Source organism: Mycobacterium sp. (assembly GCF_019247615.1).
Lineage (GTDB): Bacteria > Actinomycetota > Actinomycetes > Mycobacteriales > Mycobacteriaceae > Mycobacterium.
In genome coordinates this window covers 12,129-35,137 of sequence record NZ_JAFBAT010000043.1, presented here as the reverse complement: position 1 = coordinate 35,137, position 23,009 = coordinate 12,129, and the positions used below count along the sequence as shown (strand labels likewise).

General features: G+C 66.3%; 23 protein-coding genes and 2 pseudogenes. 8 read left to right on the top strand and 17 right to left on the bottom strand.

The genetic code is table 11. The features are described from left to right. Positions 1 to 508, top strand: a pseudogene (locus tag JO059_RS03055) (acyltransferase); the annotation flags it as partial. A 6-nt stretch (positions 509 to 514) separates the two neighbouring features. On the opposite strand, the gene JO059_RS03050 reads toward JO059_RS03055, so the two are convergent. Then, positions 515 to 1,159 (bottom strand): TetR/AcrR family transcriptional regulator, encoded by a 645-nt coding sequence (locus JO059_RS03050; RefSeq protein ID WP_293314647.1) that lies wholly within the window; start codon positions 1,157 to 1,159, stop codon positions 515 to 517. A 121-nt stretch (positions 1,160 to 1,280) separates the two neighbouring features. Here JO059_RS03050 and JO059_RS03045 point away from each other — a divergent pair. Continuing rightward, positions 1,281 to 1,419 (top strand): annotated as a pseudogene (locus tag JO059_RS03045) (fumarylacetoacetase); the annotation flags it as partial. A 76-nt stretch (positions 1,420 to 1,495) separates the two neighbouring features. On the opposite strand, the gene JO059_RS03040 reads toward JO059_RS03045, so the two are convergent. Next, positions 1,496 to 2,407, bottom strand: coding sequence for a universal stress protein (locus JO059_RS03040; protein WP_293314644.1), 912 nt, complete (start codon positions 2,405 to 2,407; stop codon positions 1,496 to 1,498). A gap of 174 nt (positions 2,408 to 2,581) precedes the next feature. Beyond that, positions 2,582 to 4,672, bottom strand: coding sequence for a glycogen debranching protein GlgX (glgX, locus tag JO059_RS03035; protein ID WP_293314643.1), 2,091 nt, complete (start codon positions 4,670 to 4,672; stop codon positions 2,582 to 2,584). A 185-nt stretch (positions 4,673 to 4,857) separates the two neighbouring features. Here glgX and JO059_RS03030 point away from each other — a divergent pair, with 185 nt between their 5' ends. Then, entirely contained in the window at positions 4,858 to 5,139 is a 282-nt protein-coding gene (locus JO059_RS03030) for a DUF3349 domain-containing protein (RefSeq protein ID WP_293314642.1), read from the top strand. 1 nt (position 5,140) lies between these two features. On the opposite strand, the gene ugpC is transcribed toward JO059_RS03030, so the two are convergent. The 5 genes from ugpC to JO059_RS03005 all read right to left on the bottom strand — a co-directional run bounded on the left by ugpC (position 5,141) and on the right by JO059_RS03005 (position 9,869). Beyond that, the gene (ugpC, locus tag JO059_RS03025; RefSeq protein ID WP_293314641.1) at positions 5,141 to 6,220 is read right to left on the bottom strand and encodes a sn-glycerol-3-phosphate ABC transporter ATP-binding protein UgpC; all 1,080 of its coding nucleotides are present in this window, start codon (positions 6,218 to 6,220) and stop codon (positions 5,141 to 5,143) included. A gap of 2 nt (positions 6,221 to 6,222) precedes the next feature. Then, positions 6,223 to 7,047: a carbohydrate ABC transporter permease gene (locus JO059_RS03020; RefSeq protein ID WP_293314646.1), complete on the bottom strand. Its 825-nt coding sequence runs from the start codon at positions 7,045 to 7,047 to the stop codon at positions 6,223 to 6,225. Positions 7,048 to 7,051: 4 nt separating this feature from the next. Continuing rightward, positions 7,052 to 8,002, bottom strand: coding sequence for a sugar ABC transporter permease (locus JO059_RS03015; RefSeq protein ID WP_293314640.1), 951 nt, complete (start codon positions 8,000 to 8,002; stop codon positions 7,052 to 7,054). Continuing rightward, on the bottom strand, positions 7,999 to 9,321 hold the full coding sequence (locus tag JO059_RS03010; RefSeq protein ID WP_293314639.1) for a sugar ABC transporter substrate-binding protein: 1,323 nt from the start codon (positions 9,319 to 9,321) through the stop codon (positions 7,999 to 8,001). Before JO059_RS03010 ends, JO059_RS03015 begins: the two co-directional genes overlap by 4 nt. A 92-nt stretch (positions 9,322 to 9,413) precedes the next feature. After that, the gene (locus JO059_RS03005) at positions 9,414 to 9,869 is read right to left on the bottom strand and encodes a hypothetical protein (protein WP_293314638.1); all 456 of its coding nucleotides are present in this window, start codon (positions 9,867 to 9,869) and stop codon (positions 9,414 to 9,416) included. Between the two features lie 25 nt (positions 9,870 to 9,894). Here JO059_RS03005 and JO059_RS03000 point away from each other — a divergent pair, with 25 nt between their 5' ends. Beyond that, positions 9,895 to 10,110: a hypothetical protein gene (locus JO059_RS03000; RefSeq protein ID WP_293314637.1), complete on the top strand. Its 216-nt coding sequence runs from the start codon at positions 9,895 to 9,897 to the stop codon at positions 10,108 to 10,110. A 49-nt stretch (positions 10,111 to 10,159) separates the two neighbouring features. Here JO059_RS03000 and JO059_RS02995 read toward each other — a convergent pair whose 3' ends face one another. After that, complete coding sequence (locus tag JO059_RS02995) at positions 10,160 to 10,960, bottom strand: ketosteroid isomerase family protein (RefSeq protein ID WP_293314636.1); 801 nt, start codon at positions 10,958 to 10,960, stop codon at positions 10,160 to 10,162. Next, positions 10,960 to 11,520: a pyrazinamidase PncA gene (gene pncA / locus JO059_RS02990; protein ID WP_293314635.1), complete on the bottom strand. Its 561-nt coding sequence runs from the start codon at positions 11,518 to 11,520 to the stop codon at positions 10,960 to 10,962. The genes JO059_RS02995 and pncA overlap by 1 nt, the downstream gene beginning before the upstream one ends. A gap of 77 nt (positions 11,521 to 11,597) precedes the next feature. Between pncA and JO059_RS02985 the strand changes: the two genes are divergently transcribed. Further along, complete coding sequence (locus tag JO059_RS02985) at positions 11,598 to 12,701, top strand: DoxX family membrane protein (protein ID WP_293314634.1); 1,104 nt, start codon at positions 11,598 to 11,600, stop codon at positions 12,699 to 12,701. On the opposite strand, the gene JO059_RS02980 is transcribed toward JO059_RS02985, so the two are convergent. Genes JO059_RS02980 through JO059_RS02970 form a run of 3 tightly spaced genes read right to left on the bottom strand, consistent with a single transcriptional unit; the run spans position 12,673 to position 16,715 of the window. After that, the gene (locus JO059_RS02980) at positions 12,673 to 13,215 is read right to left on the bottom strand and encodes a gluconokinase (protein ID WP_293314633.1); all 543 of its coding nucleotides are present in this window, start codon (positions 13,213 to 13,215) and stop codon (positions 12,673 to 12,675) included. The genes JO059_RS02985 and JO059_RS02980 overlap by 29 nt on opposite strands. Further along, positions 13,191 to 15,191, bottom strand: coding sequence for a phosphotransferase (locus JO059_RS02975; protein ID WP_293314632.1), 2,001 nt, complete (start codon positions 15,189 to 15,191; stop codon positions 13,191 to 13,193). The genes JO059_RS02980 and JO059_RS02975 overlap by 25 nt, the downstream gene beginning before the upstream one ends. Before the next feature lie 18 nt (positions 15,192 to 15,209). After that, positions 15,210 to 16,715: a carboxylesterase/lipase family protein gene (locus JO059_RS02970; protein ID WP_293314631.1), complete on the bottom strand. Its 1,506-nt coding sequence runs from the start codon at positions 16,713 to 16,715 to the stop codon at positions 15,210 to 15,212. A gap of 80 nt (positions 16,716 to 16,795) precedes the next feature. On the opposite strand from JO059_RS02970, the gene JO059_RS02965 reads away from it, so the two are divergent. Both JO059_RS02965 and JO059_RS02960 read left to right on the top strand, forming a co-directional pair. Continuing rightward, complete coding sequence (locus tag JO059_RS02965) at positions 16,796 to 17,485, top strand: hypothetical protein (protein ID WP_293314630.1); 690 nt, start codon at positions 16,796 to 16,798, stop codon at positions 17,483 to 17,485. Between the two features lie 94 nt (positions 17,486 to 17,579). After that, positions 17,580 to 17,705, top strand: coding sequence for a hypothetical protein (locus tag JO059_RS02960; RefSeq protein ID WP_293314629.1), 126 nt, complete (start codon positions 17,580 to 17,582; stop codon positions 17,703 to 17,705). 494 nt (positions 17,706 to 18,199) lie between these two features. Here JO059_RS02960 and JO059_RS02955 read toward each other — a convergent pair whose 3' ends face one another. Together JO059_RS02955 and JO059_RS02950 are read right to left on the bottom strand one after the other, a co-directional pair. Beyond that, the gene (locus JO059_RS02955; protein ID WP_293314628.1) at positions 18,200 to 19,168 is read right to left on the bottom strand and encodes an SDR family NAD(P)-dependent oxidoreductase; all 969 of its coding nucleotides are present in this window, start codon (positions 19,166 to 19,168) and stop codon (positions 18,200 to 18,202) included. Next, positions 19,165 to 20,379: a cytochrome P450 gene (locus tag JO059_RS02950; RefSeq protein WP_293314627.1), complete on the bottom strand. Its 1,215-nt coding sequence runs from the start codon at positions 20,377 to 20,379 to the stop codon at positions 19,165 to 19,167. The genes JO059_RS02955 and JO059_RS02950 overlap by 4 nt, the downstream gene beginning before the upstream one ends. A gap of 93 nt (positions 20,380 to 20,472) precedes the next feature. On the opposite strand from JO059_RS02950, the gene JO059_RS02945 reads away from it, so the two are divergent. Continuing rightward, a complete protein-coding gene (locus JO059_RS02945) occupies positions 20,473 to 21,102 on the top strand; it encodes a TetR/AcrR family transcriptional regulator (RefSeq protein WP_293314626.1) in 630 nt (209 codons plus the stop codon). A 5-nt stretch (positions 21,103 to 21,107) separates the two neighbouring features. On the opposite strand, the gene JO059_RS02940 is transcribed toward JO059_RS02945, so the two are convergent. Further along, the gene (locus JO059_RS02940; protein WP_293314625.1) at positions 21,108 to 21,908 is read right to left on the bottom strand and encodes a mycofactocin-coupled SDR family oxidoreductase; all 801 of its coding nucleotides are present in this window, start codon (positions 21,906 to 21,908) and stop codon (positions 21,108 to 21,110) included. Continuing rightward, complete coding sequence (locus tag JO059_RS02935; protein WP_293314624.1) at positions 21,909 to 22,991, bottom strand: dihydrodipicolinate reductase; 1,083 nt, start codon at positions 22,989 to 22,991, stop codon at positions 21,909 to 21,911. Between the last annotated feature and the right edge of the window lie 18 nt (positions 22,992 to 23,009).

The window sequence follows — 23,009 nt, the reverse complement described above, 5'->3', positions numbered from 1 at the left end:
CCGCGTGCTCCGCGCCGGCGTGATCCGGCGGGTACTGTCCGCGGCGAACGAGAATGTGATGGCCCTTTACCTCTGGCACATGATTCCCGTCGTGATCGTGGCGATCGTCGCTTACCCGGCGGCCCTGTTCCCGCAACCGCCCGAGGGCACCGCCGCATGGTGGCTGGTCCGCCTCGAATGGGTCGTCGTCCTCAGCCTGGTGACGGCGGCGGAGATGGTGCTGTTGTGGTGGCAGCGACGCTTCTTCGCCACGCCGCTGCCGAGGCTCGCCATACCCGCCCCACAGCGCTGGGGCGAACCGGTCATGCTGGTCGGTGCCGCGATGGCCGCCTTGAGCCTTCACTTCTTCGCCTACGCGGGCTTCGCTCCGGATGGGCGTTTTCCATGGGTGAGCGAGGGCGTTTTCGCCGCGGGGGTGCTGCTGGTGGCGCTTCGCCCCACCAAATCTGCCCGGAAGGCCACCAGCACGCGTCAGGTGGCGAGTGGCTTGCCCGGCGCCCGACGTTGACTGGGCTCAAGTCTCGGCGAACACGTCGTCGGGCAGCGGGCGCCGGCAGAGTTCGTGTGCATCCTCGGCGTTGAGCCCGAACAGCCGCAAGACGCTCTCGGTGACGGCGTCGGCGGCCGCAGCATCGTCACGATCGGGGTTGTCCCGCAGTAACTTCCCGAGGCCGAGCAGCGCGCCACCGGCGACGGCGAGGGCAAGCTCGGCGTCGTCAACGTGGAATCGTCCGGCGTCAGCGCCGGCCTTGATGTCGCGAAGGGCGCGAGGCGCCAGGCCGCGATCCGACGACAGCAGCGCCGGACCGTTGGCCAATAAGATGTCGCTCTCCTGAGGGCGATTACGGAACAGCCGGCCAGTGAGCCGGAAGCTGGTGGCGAACGTTTCCGCGGGATCCTCGATCGACGCCGTGAGCCGGTCCAAGATCGCTCCGTGGGCGTCGAGCACATCGGCAACGGCCGCCTCGAACAACTGCTCCTTGCTGTCGAAGTGGTTGTAGAAGGAGCCCATCCCGACGTCGGCGACCCGGGTGATCTCCAGGACCGGCACGTTGACCTTTCCCTCGGCGATCAGCCGCTGAGCTGCTTTGACCAGTGCAGCTCTAGTTCGCTGCTTGCGCCTCTGCAGGCGGTTGGGCACTTCTGCGTTGTCAGGCATGGTGCTCATGTTTAGCAGTATGCCTCATAGCTGAAGAATTCGTCAGAATCTCTTGACCGCGCGCCCCTTGTATGTGACGATTTCGTCAGTTCAGGTGGAGAGTCTCACCTCATAAATTTGCAAGTGGAAGAGGTTCTTCAAGGCTCAGGCCGGCAACCGCAATTCCCCTGCATGACGGCGACGTCGTGGAGGCGTCGATTGCGACGGACGACGGTGCCATCGATCTCGGAACGCAGCGCACCGAGGTCCGATTCACATGAGCGACAAGACTTTCTGTACCTTCCGCCACCCTGTTGGCGCAGCGCGGCCTGGATGCCTCATCCTCGAAGGCTGATGTCACTCAGGGCCGGTAGGGGTCTGTTGCCCGGACGCTGACGTCGGCCGGGCGACGATCACCGGTACCCGGACGGAGTGCAGGACCGCGTTGCTGACCGAACCGAGGAGCATACCGGTCAAGCCGCCTCGGCCGTGGGTGCCGACGACGACAAGCTGCGCGGACTCCGCCGCATCGATGAGGTGGCGCGCCGGATGGTCGCGAACGACCACTCGGTGCACCTTGACGTCCGGGTAGCGCTCTTGCGAGCCGGCCAGGCTCTCGGCGAGGGCGCGCTGCGCCTCTTCCTCGACCGTCGCCCAATCCAGGAACGGGACCTCGGTGGTGACGTCACTCCATGCGTGCAGGGCGATCAGATCGACGCCGCGACGCGAGGCTTCGTCGAACGCGAACGCCGTCGCGCGATCCGAGACCGGTGAACCGTCGACTCCCACCAGAATGGGAGCATGCGGGTCCGGTAGGTCTTCGTCATGGATGACCGCGACGGGGCAATTCGCGTGCCGCACCACCGTCGAGCTGACCGAACCAAGCACGCCACGAGCAAGCAATCCTCGCCCGGCGGTGCCCAAGACGATCATCTCCGCCTTATCCGAGATCTCGATCAGGGCCAGCGCCGGCGTGGCATAGACGAGCTCCCTGCTGATGGCGACCTTGCGGTCCGCCGGCATCGCATCTTCGGCGAGTTTCATCGCGTGCATGATGGCCTTCTTGCCATCGTCTTCCAGCCGCACCACCAGCGATTCGGGATACGCGACGGGCGGATACGTGGCGGTGGGGGTCGCCACCGCGTGCACGATGGTCAATGGCACGTTTCTGATGGCGGCGGTGCGGGCCGCCCAGCAGGCGGCGTAGTTCGCTGCCGGCGAGCCGTCGACCGCGACGACGACGCCGAGATTTTTCACGGATTCGGACACTGGGTTCTCCCTTCGTCAGCAGCGACGCTATCGGTCTCCGAATCACGCGTCGTGAGGCTTTAGTCCTCAACCAGTGAGACCGAGGACCATCGGTGGAAACCGTTGGGACGGCTTAACCTACTCGTCACCAGCTGGTCATGAGTTGTCGCAGCGGTGCGCACGGTGTGACGGGAGCTAACCGCCCGATCGCAGCACCACCGCGGAGCGCGGCCCGACCGTTAACTGTTGCTCGGCCGGCCCGGTTCGCGCCGGTTCAAACGAGTCACACACGATGTCCCATGGCTGCAGCGCAACACTGCCGGGAACCGCGAACCTCAACGGTTCCCACCATGAGTTGACGAACACCAGAAAGTCGTCGTCCACCAGCGGCGTGCCTTCGGCGTCGACGTCGGGATCCTTTGAGCCGTCGATGAACAACGCGATGCTGCGTGCGAAGGGATCCGCCCAGTTCTGCGGGGTCATCTCGCTGCCTGCGGGCGTGAACCAGCGCAGGTCGGCGGCGGCCGCTCCGGTGAGAAACCGGCGTCTGCGGAACACCGGGTGGCGGCGGCGCAAGGCGACGAGATCGGTGGCAAACCTCAGGAGCGTATGGTCGACTGCCGACCAGTCAAACCAGGTGATCTCGTTGTCCTGGCAATAGGCATTGTTGTTTCCGCGCTGGGTGCGGCCCAGCTCGTCGCCGCCCAGCAGCATCGGGACGCCGCCGGACAGCAACAGTGTCAACAGGAAAGCACGTTGCTGTCGCGCTCGCAGCGCCCGCACGCCGGGGTCATCGGTCGGACCTTCCACGCCGCAGTTCCATGACCGGTTGTCGTCGGTGCCGTCGCGATTGTTCTCGCCGTTCGCCTCGTTGTGCTTTCGGTCGTAAGAGACGAGGTCATTCAGTGTGAAGCCGTCATGCACGGTCACGATGTTGATCGACGCGCTGGGGCGTCGTCCCGCCGCGCGGTCGCCGTAGAGGTCCGCCGATCCGCACAACCGCGACGCGAACTCACCGAGGCGCCCGTCCTGGCTGCGCCACCAATCGCGGACCGTATCGCGGAAGCGGCCGTTCCATTCGCTCCAGAGCGGCGGAAACCGCCCGACCTCGTAACTGTCCGCCTGACCGACGTCCCAGGGTTCGGCGATCAACTTCGCCCGCGAAATCACCGGGTCTTGACCGACGACGTCGAAGAAGGCGGAGAACGCTTCGAACGCGCCGCCCTCTCGGCCGAGGGTTGTCGCCAGGTCGAAGCGAAAGCCGTCGACGCCCATCTGAGACAACCAATAGCGAAGCGAGTCCATGATCAACCGCAGCGTCGTGGGATGGTCGGTGTTCAACGAGTTGCCGGTCCCGGTTGTGTCGAAGTAGCTGCTCGGGTCGGACGGAACGAGCCGGTAGTAGGCCGGGTTGTAGAGCCCACGGAAACACAACGTCGGTCCGCCGGCCCCACCTTCTGCCGTGTGGTTGAACACCACGTCGAGGATCACTTCCAAACCGGCGGAGTGCAGGGTGTCGACCATCGCGCGGAATTCCGCTATTTCCCCGCCTATTTCACCGGCCCTCGCCGCGGCGGAGTAGTTAGCGTGGGGCGCAAAGAATCCGATTGTGTTGTATCCCCAGTAGTTGGTCAAGCCCCGGTCGATGAGGAATTGCTCGGGCACGCTGCGGTGGACGGGAAGCAACTCCACCGCTGTTACGCCGAGGTCGATCAAATGTTGCAGCGCCGCTTCGTGCGCAAGCCCCGCATACGTGCCACGCAGTTCTTCGGGGACGCCCGGATGGGTCGCGGTGAACCCGCGAACGTGGACCTCGTAGAGGATGGTGTCGGCAAGCGCGTACCGCGGTTTGGGGACGGCGCTAGCCGGCCCGATCGCGGTGACGAAGCTGCGCGGGACGTGGTCAGCCGAATCCAAAGAGCTTGGCGCCGAAGGGTTCTCCACCGAGTGGCCCAGAACCTCGGGGCCGAAGCGCACGTCGCCGCCTATCGAGCGGGCATAGGGATCAAGCAGCAGCTTGGCGGCGTTGTACCGCAGCCCCCGGGCTGGATCGAAAGGACCGCTGACCCGAAATCCGTACGCCTGTCCTGGCCCTACCCCCGGCACGAAGCCGTGCCACACGTCACCGTCGCGCTCGGGTAGCACCAGCTGCGTCTCCGCACCGTCGGCGTCGAACAGGCAGAGCCTCACCTCATCACCGCCCGAGGCCACCGCAAAGTTCGTGCCCGCGGCGTCGGGCGTGGCGCCCAGAGCGTCGGGGCGCCCGGGCATGATTCTGGGTGTCATCCGTCCTCCGCTGTCGCTACCGCCTCCGAAGCCGCCATTCGGGATTAACCGCGACTCCGGTGTTTGCCTAAAGAAAACATAAAAACCCCATAAGTAACCGTGGTGTTACCGGGCTGATGACTTTGCCGCTGCTATCTTGCTAGATGCCGCCGTGCTCAATGTGTGGTGGTTAGCGAGGTGGACGCATGGACCTGTCCCATTGGGTGTCGAGCATTGTCGCTTTCTTGAGGGCGGGCTACCCCAGCGGTATGCCGGCCACCGGTTACTCACCCCTTGCCGCCCTGGCCTGCCGGCGCGCCTCCAGCGACGAGATCGCTGCCGTCACAAGCGAGCTCGTGACGCAAGGGCGTCGGCCGATCAGTACGACGGACGTCGGGGTGGCGATCATCCGGGTCACCAACCAAATGCCCTCCCTTGACGACATCGCACGCGTGCAACGCCGTCTTGCTGCGATCGGATGCGGGTGACTCAAGAGATCCGGTGGCCATCCGTGCCGAAAAAATGCAGATGTCCTGCTTCCGGATGCAGGCGCACGCGGCTGCCCTTCTCGGGCGGGTGACGCCCGTCTGCGCGCGCGACCACATGTTGGGCAATCCCCCTGCCGGAGTCGGTAATTCGGCCGTACAGGTAAGCGTCAGCCCCAAGCTCCTCGACAATGTCGACCTCCATCTCCACACCGAGGCTGCCCAGCTCGAAGTGCTCGGGCCGGACCCCGACCACGACTTCGCCGACATCGGTTGCCGCGCCGGCGAGCTCACGCGGTAGCGGAATCGCCCAATCTCCCAGGGATACGGAGCAATCCACTACCGGAAGGGTGAACAGGTTCATGGCCGGGGAGCCGATGAATCCCGCCACGAACACGTTGCTTGGATTGCGGTAAAGCTCGCGCGGCGTCGCGAACTGCTGCAGCACGCCATCGCGGAGCACTGCTACCCGGTCGCCCATCGTCATCGCCTCGACCTGGTCGTGTGTGACGTAGACGGTGGTGGTGCCGAGTCTCCGTTGCAGTGCGGCGATCTGATTGCGGGTTTGCACCCGCAGCTTCGCGTCGAGATTGGACAGCGGCTCGTCCATCAGGAACACCTGCGGCCGGCGCACGATTGCTCGGCCCATCGCCACCCGCTGCCGCTGCCCGCCGGAGAGGTCTTTCGGTTTGCGTTCCAGATAAGGCTGCAGATCAAGAAGTTTCGCCGCGGCCAGCACCCGCTCGTGAATCTCCGTCTTGGGAGTCTTGGCGATCTTGAGAGCAAAGCCCATGTTCTGCGCCACCGTCATGTGCGGGTACAGCGCATAGTTCTGAAAGACCATCGCTATGTCGCGATCCTTGGGATCAACGTTGGTGACGTCGCGGCCGCCGATCGTGATGCGTCCGGAGTCCAGCGTCTCCAGCCCGGCGACCATTCGCAGCGAGGTCGTCTTGCCGCACCCGGATGGTCCGACGAGAACGACGAACTCCCCGTCTCCGACGGCCAGATCCAGGCGGTCCAGGGCCGGTCGGTCGGTGCCCGGGTAGCGCCGCGTCGCCTGCTCGAAACTCACCGAAGCCACGGTTAGCCGCCGAGCCCGCTGACGGCGATACCGCGGACGAAGGATCGCTGCGCGACGGCGTAGATGAGGACCAGGGGCACCATGATCAGCATGGAGGCCGCCATGATCACCGGCCACCGCGCGACATACTCGCCCCGCAACCGGACCAGGCCCAGCGTCAGCGTCGCCAAGCTGTTGCGCTGCAGCATCAGCAGCGGCCACAGGAAGTCGTTCCACACGTTGACCCAGGTGAGCACGCCAAGAACCATCACCGCCGGCCTGGCGTTCGGCAGCAGAATCCGCCAGTAGATCTGCCAGGGCGAGCAACCGTCCAGAATTGCGGCCTCTTCGAGATCGGCCGGAAGCGTCTGGAAGAACTGCCGCATGAGATAGGTTCCGAACGCGCTACCGAACAGCCCCGGCACGATCATCGCCCAGGGTGTGTCGACCCAACCGAGCGTCCGCATCAGGACGAACTGCGGGATCACCGTCACGGTCAGCGGCACCATCAGCGTGCCCAGGTATAGAACGAACAACGTGTCGCGGCCGCGAAAGTGCAATCGCGCGAAGGCGTAACCGGCCAGTGAGCAGAAAAAGACCTGTCCGGCGGTGACACATCCCGCGTACAGGACGGTGTTGAAAAACATTCGCGCAAAAGGCATCAACGAGAAAACTTCGGTGTAGTTCGACCACCGCGGATGGGCGGGCAACAGTCTTGGCTCGGTCACCTCGCCTTCCCGCTTCAAGGATCCGGACACCGCCCAGGCGATCGGGAAAAGCCAACACCACGCGATGGCGACCAGCGCCAGATAGGCCAGCACGGCGCGAAAGACATTGCGCTTGAACACCCCTTCAGCCCAGACCACGAGAAGCCTCCCAAGACCGTTTGCGCGTGAGCCGCAACTGCAGGACCGTCACCGCCAGCAGGATGGCGAACATCACCCAGGCCAGCGCCGACGCATAGCCGAACTCCAAGAACGAGAACGCGTGCTGAAAAAGCATGATGCCCAGCACGTAGGTTGCGGTCTCCGGGCCGCCGTTGGCGCCATTGAGGACATAGACCATGTCAAACGCCTGGAACGCGTGGATGATCGAAATCACCACCACGAACGACAACGCCCCGCGGATAAGCGGCACCGTGATAAACGCGAACTGCCGTATCTCGCCCGCGCCGTCGATTCTGGCGGCCTCGTAAATGGTTTCCGGAACTCCCTGCATCGCCGCCAGCAAGATCACCGTGGCGAACGGCACACTGCGCCACACGCTGACGATGCACAGCGAAACCATCGCCCATCTGGGCTCGACCAACCACGGGACGGGTCCGACGCCGATCCAGCCGAGCATGATATTGAGCAGCCCATTGTCGGTGTTGAAGACGAACTGCCACACGACCGCCATCACCGCCGACGAGATGGCCAGCGGCATGAAGACGATGGTACGAAAGAAGCCGATCCCCTTGACTTTCCGGTTCAGCACGGCGGCGACGACGAGGCTGATGAGGACGGTTGGCACCACCGTCCCGACGGTGAAGACCGCGGTGTTGCGGATCGCGATGAGAAACAGCGGGTCGGAGGTGAACAGCTCCTCGAAGTTCTTCAGGCCCACGAACTTCGGCGGTCGGAAGACGTCCCATCGCTGAAAGCTCATGTACAGCGAGAACCCGAGCGGGAAGAGCATGAACACCGCGACCGCCGCCAGGTTCGGTGCGACGAACAGACGACCGGCCCGCGCACGTCGTCGCGCGGGTCCCCCGCCCCTGGCGGTGACGGCCGAAGGCGTGGCGGTGGTATCGACCGATGTCATGGGTTACGCAGTACCTCGTCGAGGGGATGTGTCAGTCCGGTCAGCGACGTTGCCGGCTGGGATCCGCGCAGCACGGGTCCGAAGCTGCGGTCCATCAGGGCGACGACCTTCTCCCATGCCGGGGTGACCGGCATTCCCTCCGAATGGGCCGGTCCCTGCGTGAGCACCGCGAGGTTGCGGATCCTGTGGTGTGATTCTGCGAATCCCGTTGAGTCGAGCGCGGAACGCAGCACCGGCACGAAGAGGGTCGACTCACCGGTCAACGCCTGCCCGACCGGACCGGTCGCGAATTTCACGAACTCCCACGCCTGCTCCTTTCGTGGGCTGCTCGCCGAGATGGCCAACCCGGTGGACCCGATGTTGGAGCAGGCAGCCTGCCCCTGCCGGCGTGGTCCGACCGGCAGGGGCGCGACGTCGAAATCCAGGCCCTCTGCTCGGATGAACGTCTGGTAGCGCCAGTGGCCGGCCAGCCCGATCGCCGCTTTGCCCGTCGCGAACAGGTCCGGGGTGGACATCGACTGCACCTCGGATGCGTTGGGCGCCACCATGTGCTTGTTGGCCAGGTCGGCGTAGAACTGCACCGCCTCGATGAACGCGTCGTCATCGAAGTTGAAGTGAGTCGGGTTCTTCAGCGGGGTTGACCAGGGCACCCCGTTGTTCATGGCGAACAGGCCGGCCGCGTAGTAGGAGACGAACATGTTGACGAATCCCCACTGCGTGGCCCGCCCGGAAGCATTTCGCTTCGTCAGAGCCTTCGCGGTGTCCAGGAACTCGGCGAAGCTCCAGGGCTGCTCCCACGTCGTGGGCGGCGCCGCCACCCCGGCCTCGGCGAAAAGGCGCCGGTTGTAGAACAGGAAGTTTCCGGACCACTGTTCGGGAAGCGCGTATTGGCCTCCGTTGAACGTGAAGATGTCGTACAGCGGTGCGATGCCGTCCGACTTCAGTTGTGCCGCGAAGTTTTGATCGCGAGCCAGCATGGTGTTGAGGTCGAGCAAGACTCCCCGGGAGGCCAGTTCCGCGTAGGTCAATTCCCACGCCATCAGCACATCCGGGCATTTACCGCCGGCGCAAAACGTCGACAGCTGCTGCATGACTCCCGGCGCGGACAGAACCGCCCGCACCTTGATATCGGGATGGCGGCGCTGGAACTCCTCGACGATGCGCATCCGGCGGTCCCGCTCTTCCGGATTGGCCGCGAAGAAAAAGGTCAGCGCGTCGTCCTCGGGAGCGCAGCCAGCGGCCCACGGCACCAGTGACGCCGCGGTCAGCGCGCCGGCGCCCCGCAGCAGACTGCGCCGTCCGAACGGCTTATCGAGCATGGTGCTTTCGATCTTGCCCCGTCGATGGCCGGCGCGCAGACTGGTCCGGCGTCCCGATGTCCGATCGGTTATCGAACGGCCGCCAGTCGTCGCTAGCCGGGCAATCGGGCTTTGATGACCGAATCCTGTTTACGAGCGATGTCGAGCACGACGTCCTGGGGAGCGGGGTCGCCCGGAGCGCTGTCGAACTCCAAGTCGACGCCAACCTTGCCCGACGCGAACGTCACGTACGTGACGGACTTTGAGTTGTCCGGCGACTGGCCCACGGCGACGAGTCCGTTCGTTCCCACCTCGAACGGCTGGGGCGCCGCGGTGACGTATTTGCCGAACGACTGGGCGCGTTCTTTGGCCTGCTGCGCGGCGGTCGCCGGATCGGTGAAGACGACGACGAGATCGTCGATGGTGCGCGAGCGGTCGGTGTTGCCGTAGGTCACCCCCGCACCGGCGACACCGCCGGGGTTCTGCACCGGCGGCGCGGTTGCCGTGGCATCGGAACCGACGTCGCTCGCCTGGAGCAGTAAGTACGTGTAGTCGCCCAGTGGTGCCATCCCGGATGGTGGTGCGCTCGAAGTCGTGGACGCTGCCGAAGTCGACGACGCCGTCGACGACGACGGCGGCTTCGACGAGCTCGACGATGGCGAGGAAGTGGTCTTAGAGCTGCAAGCCGTCAGAGCAGTCAGCGCGGCAGCGAACGCGACCCCGGCACCGAAAACCCGCCACCTAATCATCGTCTGCCTCCGTTCGGTGACGCTATTTCTACGGCACTATTGCGCACTCGGCAACACTTGACCAGCTGCTGCGAGCAAAGTGCGACCTAGCCGAGCCGACGGGGCGGCCGTCAGGCGGGAAAGTACCGGATCCTGTTGATCGCGTTGGCCCGCCATGCCACGTCGGCGAACAGGATGCCCCGCCCGTGGGCGGAATTGACGGAAACAGCGACCGTGGACCCGGCGCTGTTCATCTTGGTCCAGCCGGCCCCGTCGAGATGCTCGCTGAGTTCGGCGATGTCGAGCCGGTCGTCGTCGCCCAAAGTTACTGCGGCGGTTGACGACAGGGCACGCGAAGCGACGACACCGTCTCCCCCGGCGAGAGCGCCGAGGAAGGCCTTCACCATCCGTTTGTGCCGCTCACCTGCACGTCGGAAGCCGGTCATGAACCCCGCCGCTCCCCGCAATCCCTGATTCATCAACAATCCGCGGGACAACTGCAGCGCGGGCGCGATCGCTGGTGAACCCCTTCGCAGGAATTGCAACATCATCGCCGGCAACTCCCAGTAGGCCCGCAATTCGGCGATCTTCCACTCGCCGTTGGCCTCTCGGAGGTCGTAGCGCAGGAACGCTGGTATGCACATCGTCACGGCCGCGCCCATCGCCACCTCGAGCTCGAGGTCGCGCAGCACAGCGGTGCCGAACACGATATCGAGATCGCGATGAAACGTGATGTCGCGCGGACCGATGAACGTGTCGTAGAAACGGCCGATCTCCCCGTGCCCGGTGTGTGGCCGCGAACCCACCGGATCTTCGACCCGGCCGTCGTCGGTGAAAAGTCCTACCCAGCCGGCACGGTCGTGATTGCCGGCGGCCTGCGGCGACCGCTCGACCGCGGCCAGTAGCCGCTCTCGATCCAGCGGCACCACCATCAGGACGCCTCGACCAACTCGACGCCGGCGGTTGGCATCTCCCGTAGCGCTGCTTCCCGGGAATCCGCCGCGACGGCCGCGGTCAGATTGACCAACACCCGGGTGGTCAGGCCGGCCCGCGCCGCATCCTGGGCGGTCCACCGGACGCAGTGGTCGGTGGCTATGCCGACGATGTCGACCTCATCGACCCCCCGCCGCCGCAACCACTCGAGCAGCGATGTGCCGTTCTCATCGACGCCCTCGAAACCGCTGTAGGCGGCGGCGTAGGCGCCCTTGCGGAATATCGCCTCGATCCGGCCGGTGGCCAGACCGGCAGCAAAGTCCGCGCCGGGGGTCCCAGCGATGCAGTGCGGGGGCCAGGACGACGAATAGTCCGGCCGGTCGGAGAAATGGCTACCCGGGTCGACGTGGAAATCCTGGGTGGCCACGACGTGCCGGTAATCGCTCGCACGGGCCAGGTAGTCGTTGATGGCCGGCACCAGGGCGGCGCCGCCCGCCACCGCCAGCGAGCCGCCCGCGCAGAAGTCGTTTTGTACGTCGACGATGATCAACGCTCGCACGCCCTCACCCTAGCGCCGCTAGCTGGGCGGATGAGACCGGCGGTTTGTTTGCGGGCCGGCGGGGTAACTTAGCTGCCATGTTGATCCGCAGAATCGCGCGGCCCCTGTTGTCCGCAGTGTTCGTCAGCCAAGGAATCGACTCGCTACGCAATCCCAAGCCTGCGGCGGACGCCGCGGCGCCGGCAGTGGACGGTCTTCGGGCCTTACCGGATCCGGTGGGCAGCAGCATCCCCAGCGACCCTCAGACGTTCGCACAAATCACCGCGGCGGTTCAGATAGGCGGCGGCTTGCTGCTCGCCACCGGCAAAGCGCCGCGCATTGCCTCGGCGGTCCTTGCCCTGACGGTGCTGCCGGCCAACCTGGGTGCGCACATGTTCTGGGCCGAGAGCGATCCGCAACTCAAGGCCCAGAAGCGCAAAGAGTTCATGACCGACCTCAGCCTCGTGGGCGGGCTCATGATCGCCTCCGCCGATACGGCCGGCAAGCCGTCGCTGGGCTGGCGAAGCCGGCGGGCAGCCGAGCGGCTCTCCGAGCGGGTGTCCTCGGCACTACCCGGTTCGACAGATTCTCCGGCCGGATTCGACGCCGACTTCGGCGAACTCGGGGAAAAGATCGTGCACGGCCTGCAGGTCGGCGCGGAACGCGGCCGCGAACTGGCCAGCACCGCCGCCGAACGAGGCGCGCCCTACGCCGAAGCCGCGCTCGAACGCAGCCGCGAGCTGGCCGCCACCGCCGCGGAGAGGAGCGCCCCCTACGCCGAGGCCGCCCTCGAACGGGGCCGCGAACTGGCCAGCACCGCGGCCGCCCGAAGCAAGCCCCTGGCGAAGAAGGCCCGCAAGCGCGGCGAGGAACTCGCCGACGAGGCGGCCGAGCGTGCCGCCGAGCTGGCCCTGAAGGCGCGCAAACGCGGCGAGGAACTCGCCGACGAGGCCGCCGAGCGAGCGGCACCATTGGCGAAGAAGGCGCGCAAACGCAGCGAAAAGCTGGCCAAGAAGGCGCGCAAACGCGGCGAAGAGTTTGCGGACACGGCACGCGATCGCGGCCTGGAATTCGCCGAGATCGCGCGGCTGCGTGGCAGCGAGTTCGCCAGCACCGCGGCCTTGCGCGGCAGCGAGCTGGCCGACGAGGCGCGCGACAGAATCGGTGACGGGCTCACCCCTCGTCGGAAGCGTTTCTGGTAGCAACCGATCTCCCGATGAAGGCGTCGACGATCGCGTCGACGCCTTGGTCGGCATCCACGGTGGCGCCTGCCTCGTCGGCGCCCAAGGGTTCCAGAGCGTCGAATTGTGATCGCAGCAGTGTGGCGGGCATGAAGTGCCCGGACCTGGCGGCCAGCCGGCGGCCGATGCTGTCAGCAGAACCGCTGAGGTGGAAAAACTGCACACTCGGGCAGTTCGCCCGAAGCACATCGCGGTATCTGCGTTTGAGCGCCGAACAACTGACGACGCCGCCGTCGCGGTGGGCGGCCAACCATTCCCCGACGGACTGCAGCCAGGGCTGGCGGTCGTCGTCGTCGAGCGGTTCCCCGGCCGCCATCTTGGCGATGTTGGCCGACGGGTGCAGGGTATCGGCGTCGACGAAGGGCACCCGCAGTCGTCGTGCTAGCGCGGCGCCCACCGTCGACTTGCCCGATCCGGAGACACCCATCACCACGACGGGCCGCGTGGCAGCTAGTCGCGAAGGTTGCGGTTCCATTCCAACCAACCGACGCCGCTGCGGCCGTCGGCCATGGTGATGCCGGCCCACGTTCGTGGGAACTGGCTCACCCGTCCGTCGGTGGCGGTCAAGAGCACCGGCGCGTGGCCGCGCACCTCGATGTCCGCGGCGATCTCACCGGGATGGAGAATCAGCGTCGCTTTCAAAGGTAATCCATTGGGGCCGAATGTTTCTCGCGAGTCAACGGTCTGCACCTCGTGGACGGCGCCGTCGGCCCCCTGAACGTAGCCGACGCTGAAGGTCGGCGCACCGGGGATCCGGATGTTCACGGCGTGAAGATGGGTGCCATCGTCGAGGTGCAGCGCGCTCCAGATCCAGTCCATGCTCCACCAATCGCGTACACCCCAGGAGTGGTCGCGCTGTCCGGGTACCGAGTCGACGCGGTAGCTGGTTTCGTCGACAGTGACGGTTCCCGTTACGCTGCAGGGGATTTCGTAGCGTGTCGTCAGCCGGTACCGGTAAGGTGTGCCGTCGGTAATCCACACCAAATTCATCGTCACCTCGACGGGAGTCCCGGGCCCACCGCGCAACAGCGCCGCGGGATCCGGGTAAGCCTGCGCCCGCCCGTGCACATCGACGCGGTAGCTTTGCAGCGGCGCGGTCGCCGAGTGGGCCACCTCGAAGGCATCCGTGCGCAACACCCATGGCTGCGCGGGCACCGGCACTTCGGTATCGACGATGGCCACCGTCGGCATGCCGGGTCCGCACAGCAGCGCATGCACCCACGCCGTCTGCTTGTTCGGTATCAGGCCGATGCGGAACCAGCCGCCCAATCCCTGTGCCGCGTCGGCGAAGTCCGCGTACCAGCTCTCGCTCCACAGCGGTTCGGCGGTCGCGGGGTGGGCGAGTTCATCGTCCTCGGTCGGTCGCCAGGGCTCGGGCGCCGCGGGGGCGGGCAGCGTCGCCACCGCGTCGGTATCGAGGACGTGCTCGCAGTTGCGTTGCAGCATCGTCATGAACATGCGGTCGCCGCGCTCCGTGCGCTCCACTAACATCGATGAGACGATCGCCATCATCACGCCGAAAAAGCTCTGGCGGCGAACACCTTCGCGGACCCCGGCGAGATCGATGGGTGCCTGTGGGCCCAGTTGCTCTTGATAAGCGCGCAGCAATGCGTCGTAGTGCTTCCGGCGATCCTCGGTCCGCAGCGCACAACCGAGGAAGTAGGACAGGTCGGTCAATGCCGGTCCCCAGGAAACGGTCTGCCAGTCGACGACGGTCAGCGGGCGATCGGCTTCGGCGGTGCCGAACAACATGTTGTCCAGTCGATAGTCGCCGTGTACGAGTCCCTGCATGCGGCCTGGCCCCGACGCGTGTGCCAGGTACCCGTCGAACGCGGCGACCATGCGTTCGCACACGATGCGGTGTTCCGGCGCTATCTGGTCGCCGTACCGGTCGACGAAACCTGCGTACAGCGAGGCGATCATCGCCTGGTTCAGCGGCGTCTCGCGATTCAGCCACGGCGCTTGCGCCAGCGATGCATCGCCGACCAGCGGCCCCTGCAGCCTCCCCAGCTCGACGACGCCAAGGTATGCCTGTTCGATTGTGGCGCCGGCGATTTCGTCGCCGACGACCGCGGGTCCGGCGTCGCCGAGCAACAAGTCGAAGACGCCCGTCGAGGTGTCGACGGCGGCGTGGTAGCAGGGCGCCACCGGCCCATGCAGTCGCGGCGCGATGTCACCGTAGAAACCGACCTCACGCTCGTAGAGACCCAGGGTCATCCCGGTCTGCCGGCTCACCGGGTCGGAAGCCGCCACCTTCAGCACCACCGACTCCGGGCCACCGGAGCCGGTATCGTTGTAGTGCAACCGGATTCGGTAACACTCGCTCATCTGTCCTGTGCCGATGCGTTCTACCGCAAAATCGGCGATCGGTCCGCAGCCGATCGCCGCGGCCAACCAGGAGGCGGTGAGGTCGCTGGGACGCTCGATGACTTGTTCGGTGTCGGCGTGCATGACCGTCAGCGTGCCAGGTCAACGCGCCAGTGAGAAGCCGTCCCAGGCCATCCGGCGGTGCGGGTGAGGATCGAACTCGACGCGCGTCTTTCGGTCGAAGACCATGACGGCACGATCGGGGGCCCTATAGGTGGGCCAGTCGTCGCCCGGCACGCCGGTGTGGCTGAACGACCGCCAACGCCGTTGCACCTGATTGCTGACGCGCAGCGCCGCCCGCTGATCGGCGGCGGCGGTCAGCAGCGCCCCCAGCCGGGTGCGATAGATGTCGAAAACCGCGAGCAACTCGGTGGCATGCGTGGCGCCGAGACCGGACCAGCGCAGCGTGCGGGGGGCGTAGTCGTACCGGTAGAGGTAGGTGGGCGCGTGCATGCCGTGGGCCTCGGCGATCTGCCAGGCCGCCGAGGCGAAAGCGAAGTCCCCACCGAGTTGGATGCACGCCTCTCGTCCGGGAAAGTTCGGGTATGCGGCGGTAATGCGTTCGCGGGCAGCGGGATCCGCGTCGGCCAGCAGTTCTTCCACCATCGAAGCGTTGGTCGGCAGCATGGCCAGGAAGCGGGTGAACAGCCGCCCCTCCTCCGCGTTGGTGCCGACGATCATGGGCACCCGATGCGCCTCGCCGCGCCGCATCGTCTCGACGGGATCCATCGGCAGCATGTCGTCCCCGAAAACGGGGCCGATCGGGAAGGCGCCCAGCCTGTTCCGCATGCCCTCGTCGATCAGTCGGTGTTGGGTATCGACCAGTTGGGCCGCTGAAACCCGCATCAGCACCTCGGCGGCGTCCTTCTCACGCGCCCCGAGCAGGTTGGCGAACCGCGTCGCGAACTGCGCGGCAACCTCTTTCGACCGCACCAAACCCGACGCCGGGCTTTCCGAGATCGCCCGAGCGAACAAGCCTGCGGCGGCGGGAACCGCCGGCAGAGTGGCGGTGATGCACGCGCCCGCGCTCTCGCCGAAGACGGTGACCTTGTCGGGGTCGCCGCCGACTTCGGCGATGTTGTCCCGTACCCATCGCAGCGCCAGCACCAGGTCGCGCAGGTACAAGTTGCTCTCGATGGGGGTGTCCGGCGTGGAGAGGGACGAGAGATCCAAACAGCCCAGCGCGCCCAACCGGTAGTTGACGGATACGTACACGCAGCCCCGGCGAGCCAGCGCCGCGCCGTCGTACAGCGGCGTGGCCGAGCTACCCAGAAAGTATCCACCGCCGTGGATGAAGACCATGACCGGCATCGGTTCGTGGTCGCGGTGTTCGGGCGTCACGACGTTGAGGGTGAGGCAGTCCTCGCTCATCGGCTGGTATCGGCCGAACCCCAGCATGGTGTAGCGGCGCTGCTGGGGCGCGCAGTTGGCGAAGCCGTGGCAATGTCGCACCCCCGACCAGGGCAGCGGCGGCTGCGGCGCCCGGAACCGCAGGCGCCCAACCGGCGGCCGGGCGTACGGGATGGATCGCCAGCGGTGTACGCCGTCGCGGGTGAACCCCTCGACGATTCCGGCGGTCGTGCGGGCGCGAATGGTGCGCTCATGCATACCAGTGACGGTAGCCGACACCACGGCCATACCGCGCGGCTAGCGACCGAATCGTGGGATGCGGCGGCTAGCCTGGCGGCATGCGGATCGCCGCGCTGGTCGCACTGCCGTTGCTGGTTGCCGCATGCTCGCATATCGGGGGCAACTCGGGCCAGCCGCAGACCAGCACGCCATCGTCGGCGGGCACGTCGGCGACGACGTCGGCCGGACCGTCGAGCAGCAAATCCCCGGCTCCGTCCGCCGCGCCGGGGTCCGGCGCCGCGATCTCCGACGTCATCGCGTGGATCGAAGCAGGTCATCCCGCAGATCCGGGCCGCTATCACACCGCGACCCGCGACGGCGCCACCACGCCGTTGGGCAACGACATCGCCCTCACCAGCCAAGCCGGCAAAGTTTCGTGCATGACCGATTCCAAGCACACCGGCGGCGCGCTGGCGTGCCTGGTTGACCTGACCAGTCCCCCACCCCGCCCCGACACTGCCTACGGCGAATGGAAGGGCGGCTGGGTCGACTTCGACGGAACCAACCTCCAGGTCGGGTCGACGCGCGCCGACCCCGGACCGTTCCTCAACGGCAACGGCAGCGAGCTGGCCAACGGGGATTCGCTGTCCTTCGGCGAGTTTCGGTGTCGCGCCGACCAAACGGGCCTGTTCTGCGTGAACTACGCGCATCAGTCCGCGGTGCGCCTGGCCACCGCCGGGATACAGCTGTTCGGCTGCCTGAACTCGGTGCCACCGCCGGACGGAGTCGGCACGGCGTTCAGGTGCTGAGCTTTTGTTCGACCATCGTCGACTTGTTGCGTGAGATCACGACGTTTCGGCCCAACAACCCCACGCTGGGCGCGTCGCGTGGGACCATTTGCCGATGGACGCCGACGATCCCGAGCAGCGCATCGCCGAGCTGGAACGGCAGCTCGCCGAGCAAAAACGCATCGCCGCGCTGGAACGTCAACTGGCCGAGGCCAAGGCGGCCGGGGGCCATAACCACTAAACGGCGCAAGGCGCCGACCGCGCCCGCCAATACGCGGAGTCGTTGTGGGAGCCTGATCGCTTTCGCCGGTACCGCGTCGCCGCCCGGTTTTTCGCAACAGGTCGGCTCGAGACACCAAGTGGCGCAGGCCCGCCGGCGGCCGCTGGGTTTGCGCGGGTGGCCCGATCGCATCGGGGCGATCGTCGGAACGCTCGGTATCTGCATCGGCGCCGCGGCGTCGCTCACCGCCACGATGCCGTCGAGCGCGCTGTGGACGAGCCCCTTCGTGTGCGACCGGGAATGCCAGCTGGCGTACGACACCGCCAACTACAGCTACAAACCCGGCCAATCGGGGACCAGCGTGAGTTTCGAGTGCGTCGGCGCCACCGGATCGTATGAGCCCAATTGGTTGCTCATCGACACGTTCCAGACCGTGTTGTGCGCGTTGGTACTCGGCGCCGCCGTCGGCGCCCGGTTTCATGATCTGGCGTCTGATCCGCCGGCCCGGCTGAACGTCAGCCCGGCCGGGTGGCGACGGTTGCGAACAGTTCGCTCATCTCGTCCGCCGGGCCGCCCGGAACCGTGTAGCCGGCTTCGTCGCGGATCTCGTCGAGGTGATCGCGCACGTCCTCGATGGACAGCCCGCGACGGTAGAAACCCGTTGTCCTGCCGATGAAGAAGCGCGCGACGTGCCCGGCGCCGACCGTGTAGATCTCTCCGGAAACCGGACAGTCCTGGTGCGTCAGGAACGCCGCGACCGGGGCCACCAGCGCCGGGTCGAGCGCCTGAAGATATTGGCCCGCAAGGTCTTCCAGCACCTCCTGCGCCGCCTCGTCGTCGTGATGGCCGGTTGCGCCGTCGATGGAGTGCGCCAGCATCCGGGTGTGCGCGATCGGGGCGATGGCGTTGACCTTGATGCCGTGGTCGGCCCCTTCGGCCGCCAGCACCCGGGTGAAGCCGATCAATCCGGTCTTGGCCGCGCCGTAGTTGCTCATGCGTTCGGCGCCAAGGATTCCGGCGGCCGAGCAGGTGTTCAGGATCCGGCCGTAGCGCCGCCCGCGCATGACCGTCCACGCGGGTCGCGTCACGTAAAACGCGCCCTTGAGGTGCACGTCGATCAGGGGTTCGAGCCGATCGGCGGTCATGTCCGCGAACGGCGCGTCGCCGACGATTCCCGCGTTGTTGATGACGATGTCAACCGACCCCCACGAGTTGAGCGCGGTGTCGATGATCGCCTGTCCGCCTTCGGGAGTCGTCACGCTGTGGGTGTCGGGGACGGCCTGGCCGCCGTGCCGGCGGATCTCCTCCGCGGTGGCGTGTGCCGCCGCGGCGTTCGAGCCGTCGCCGGTCACCGACCCACCCGTGTCGTTGACGACGACGCGCGCGCCGCGTGAGGCCAGCAACAGGGCGTACTGCTTCCCCAGCCCGCCGCCGGCGCCGGTGATCACGGCGACCTGGTTGTCGAACCTCAGCTCGCCGGTCACCAGCTCACCGGAAGTTCTTTCATGCCGTAGATATTCGCGTCTTTGAACCTCAGTTCCGCCGGCGTTACCGCCAGTTCGAGCCCGGGTAGCCGGCGGGCCAGCGTGGCGAACGCGACCTGCATCTCGACGCGGGCCAGGTTTGCCCCGATGCATTGATGCACACCGTACCCGAAGCCCAGGTGACCGCGGGGGTTTCGGTCGGGGTCGAACGATTCCGGATTGTCGACGAACTCGGCGTCCCAGTTCCCGGCGGGCAGGTTCATCATGACGTACTCCCCGGCGTGAATCAGCTGGCCGGCGATCATCAGATCTTCAGTCGCCACGCGATCGACCTGGCTGTGCACGATGGTGAGATACCGCATCAGCTCTTCGATGATATTCGCCACGACGGCGGGATCGTCGGTTTGTCCGAGTCGCTCGAATACCTCCGGATGTTCCAGCAGCGCAACCGTTCCCAACGAGATCATGTTGGCGGTGGTTTCGTGGCCGGCCTGCATCATGATGACGGCGTTCATAGCCGCCGTGGCATGGTCGAGTTGGCCCGTCGCCACGTATTCGGTCACCAGGCGGCTGATCAAGTCGTCACCGGGTTCGCGTTCCTTGCGCTGCACCAACTCCTCGATGTAGGCGTACATGGCCCCGAAGGCCTGTCCCTTTTCCTCGTCGGAGGACCTCTGGTCAAGCCCCTTCGTGGTGTTGTGCTGGAAGAGCCCGAGGTCTTCGGGCGGCACGCCCAGCAGCAGCGCGATCACCATTGACGGCACCGGCAACGCGAATTCGCGCACCAGATCGGCCGGCGCGCCGTGCTCGATCATCCGGGCGAGATAGTGGTCCACCATGTCCTGGATCTGGGGCCGCATTGATTCGCAACGCCTGAAGGTGAAGTTGCTGGTCATCATGCGCCGCAATCGTTGATGCTCGGGATCGTCGGTCCGCGCGAACATCACCGGGACCTTGTTGTCTTCGTCCTTCGGCATGATCGAGTCCGGAATGGTCTTCGCCGACAGGCGCGGATCGACCAGCGCCGCCCTGATGTCCTGGTAGCGGCTGACCACCCAGACCCGGTTGCCCTGGAACATCGCCTCGCGTAGCCCGGGCAGCTCCCGCCAATCCGCGAACTCTGCCGGAGGCGCAAGCGGGCAACGCGCGGCTCGCGGCCGGGGCAGCACAGGAAGATCGGCGTCGGCGCAGCATTCGGAAGTTGTTGACATCAGCGGCATTTCCTGTTAAGTGGCAGAGGGCTGTCAATTATCCGAGCGTAGAGCCCAGCCAATTGACAGTCAACCGTCAGTTAGGCTGTCACCATGACCGCGGTCGAAGACCGACCGTTGCGGGCGGACGCGGCGCGCAACGTCGAGCGCATCTTGCGCGCGGCGCGGGACGTGTACGGCGAGCTCGGGCCCGACGCACCGGTGGAGGCGGTCGCGCGCCGGGCCGGCGTCGGGGAGCGAACCCTCTACCGCCGGTTCCCGACCAAAGCCGACCTGGTCCGGGCCGCCCTGGATCAAAGCGTCGCCGAGGACCTCACACCGGTGATCGACAGCGCCCGCCGCGTCGACGACCCGTTGCGCGGCCTCACCCAACTGATCGAGGCGGCGATAGCGCTGGGCGCGCGCGAGCAGAACTTGCTGACCGCCGCGCATCGGGCCGGGTCGCTCACGTCCGACATCTCGGTTTCGCTCAACGAGGCGCTCGGCGACCTCGTCCGAGAAGGCCAGCGAGTCGGCCGGATTCGCGCCGATCTGGTCGCCGATGACCTACCCCGCCTCGTCGCGATGCTCTACAGCGTGTTGTCGACGATGGATGCGGACAGCGATGGCTGGCGACGGTACGTCGCACTCGTCGTCGATGCCATCTCGACCAACAAGAGAGAGCCGCTGCCGCCCGCCGCCGCATTGCGCTACACGACGGAGCCGAATAGCTGGCCGCTGTAAGCGGTTTAGTTGATGGTCACCCCGGCGTCGACCTTGAACTGCAGACCCGTCACATACCGCGACTCATCGGATAGCAGGAACAGCACCGCATTGCTGACGTCGACGGGCTCGACGGCCGGCGTCGGCATCGCATTGACGAAGATCGGGATCAGGTCGGACCGTTGCTCGCCCAGAAGCGGTCCGAACGACGGCGGGACCATCCCGGTGGGGACACCGGTCGGAAGCACCGTGTTGACGCGCACGTTCTGCGCGGCCAGTTCGTTGGCCAACGCGAGCGTCAATCCAACGACGCCGTACTTCGCCGCGGTGTAGGGCGTTTGCAGCGGAAATCCCTTGAGGGCGCCGGCCGAGCTGATGTTGACGAGGCTGCCACCGCCCTGCTCGAGCAGGTGGGGTATCGCCGCCGCGCAGGTGTTCCACACCCCGATCAGGTTCACGTCGACCACCGTGCGCCACTGATCGGCGGTCGTCCTGTCCCAGGGCGCCACCGTCAACACGCCCGCGTTCGCAACCGCCCCGTCGAGGCCGCCCAGTTGTCCGGCGCCGTCGTCGACCGCCGAGCGCAGCTGTTGGTCGTCGCGGACGTCGACGACGTAACTCACACAGCGGCGGCCGAACTCGCCGACCAATCGCACCGTTTCGTCGAGGTCTTCCTTTGTGCCCAAGGCGTATTCGATCTGCGGCAGGGATTGGCAGATATCGACCAGGATCAGGTCCGCGCCCTCTTCGGCGAGCCGCAGCGCGTGGCCGCGGCCCATACCGCGAGCGGCGCCGGTAATCAGAATGCGTTTTCCGGCAACGCGCATCTAACGCTCGCTCCACATCGCGCCGCGCATCGTCGCCGAGAGCGGGATGTCCTCCACGCTGACCAGGCCCTGGGGCGCGCGGCACACCCAATCGATCGCATTGACGGCGCGACCCGCCGTCGAGATGCAGCCGGCATCAGTGGAATCGAAAAGCGGATGAGAAACGTGGGTGTTGATTTCCACCCGCGGTTCACCCTCCACGACGACCCGGTGGACGCCGGTGTGGCCCTCGGGCGGGAATTCCCAGTCCGGTGCCGCCGCTGTGGTCAGCCTGGTGACGTGCTCGAGGGTGATCACCGGTTTGTCGTCGAGGACGCCCTCGGTGGCGAATCGCACCGCGGCCATCTGCCCCGGTTCCACCGTCATCATCATGCAGTCGATGCGCTCCGGCGTGTACCACGGTTCGACGCGCTGGCGCACATCGTCGAGTTTGACGTCGAGATGGTCGGCCAGGCTGCGCACCTGGCCTCCCCACATCGCGACGATCACCCCGGGCAGGAACATCATCGCCGGCTCGTCGTCCGCTGTCCTTCCGAATCCCATTGCGGCACCGGTGAACTCGGCATCGTCGTAGTTGCCGTAGTCGAAGATCTCCTGCACGGTGATCGACTCGACGCGGGTGGTCAGGCTGACCGCAGCGTGCACCAGCGTGTCGCCGGAGAAGCCGGGGTCGATGCCGTTGACGTAGAGCGAGGTATTGCCTTGCGCACAGGCGCGCTCCAGGGGCACCCGCAACCAGTCTTCGGCGTGATGCGGGGTGACCAGCCAGACGAGCGACGTGCCGACGACGTTGGTACCCCCCGCCAGGAAGCTGGCCATCTGTTCGATGGCCTCCATCGGACGGGTCTCCCCTTGCGCCGTGTAGACGACGCAGTCCGCCCCGAGCTTGACCAGGGCGTCGATGTCGTCGGTGGCGACGATGCCGGTCGGTATGTCGAGTCCACACAGCTGCGCCGCGTCCTTGCCGACCTTGTCGGGGCTTGCGGCGTGCACGCCGACCAGTTCGAGATCCGGCCGGCCGATGATCGCCCGCAGTGAATGCCGGCCCACGTTGCCGGTCGAGAATTGAATGACTCTGCGCACGGTTACCTCATCTTCACT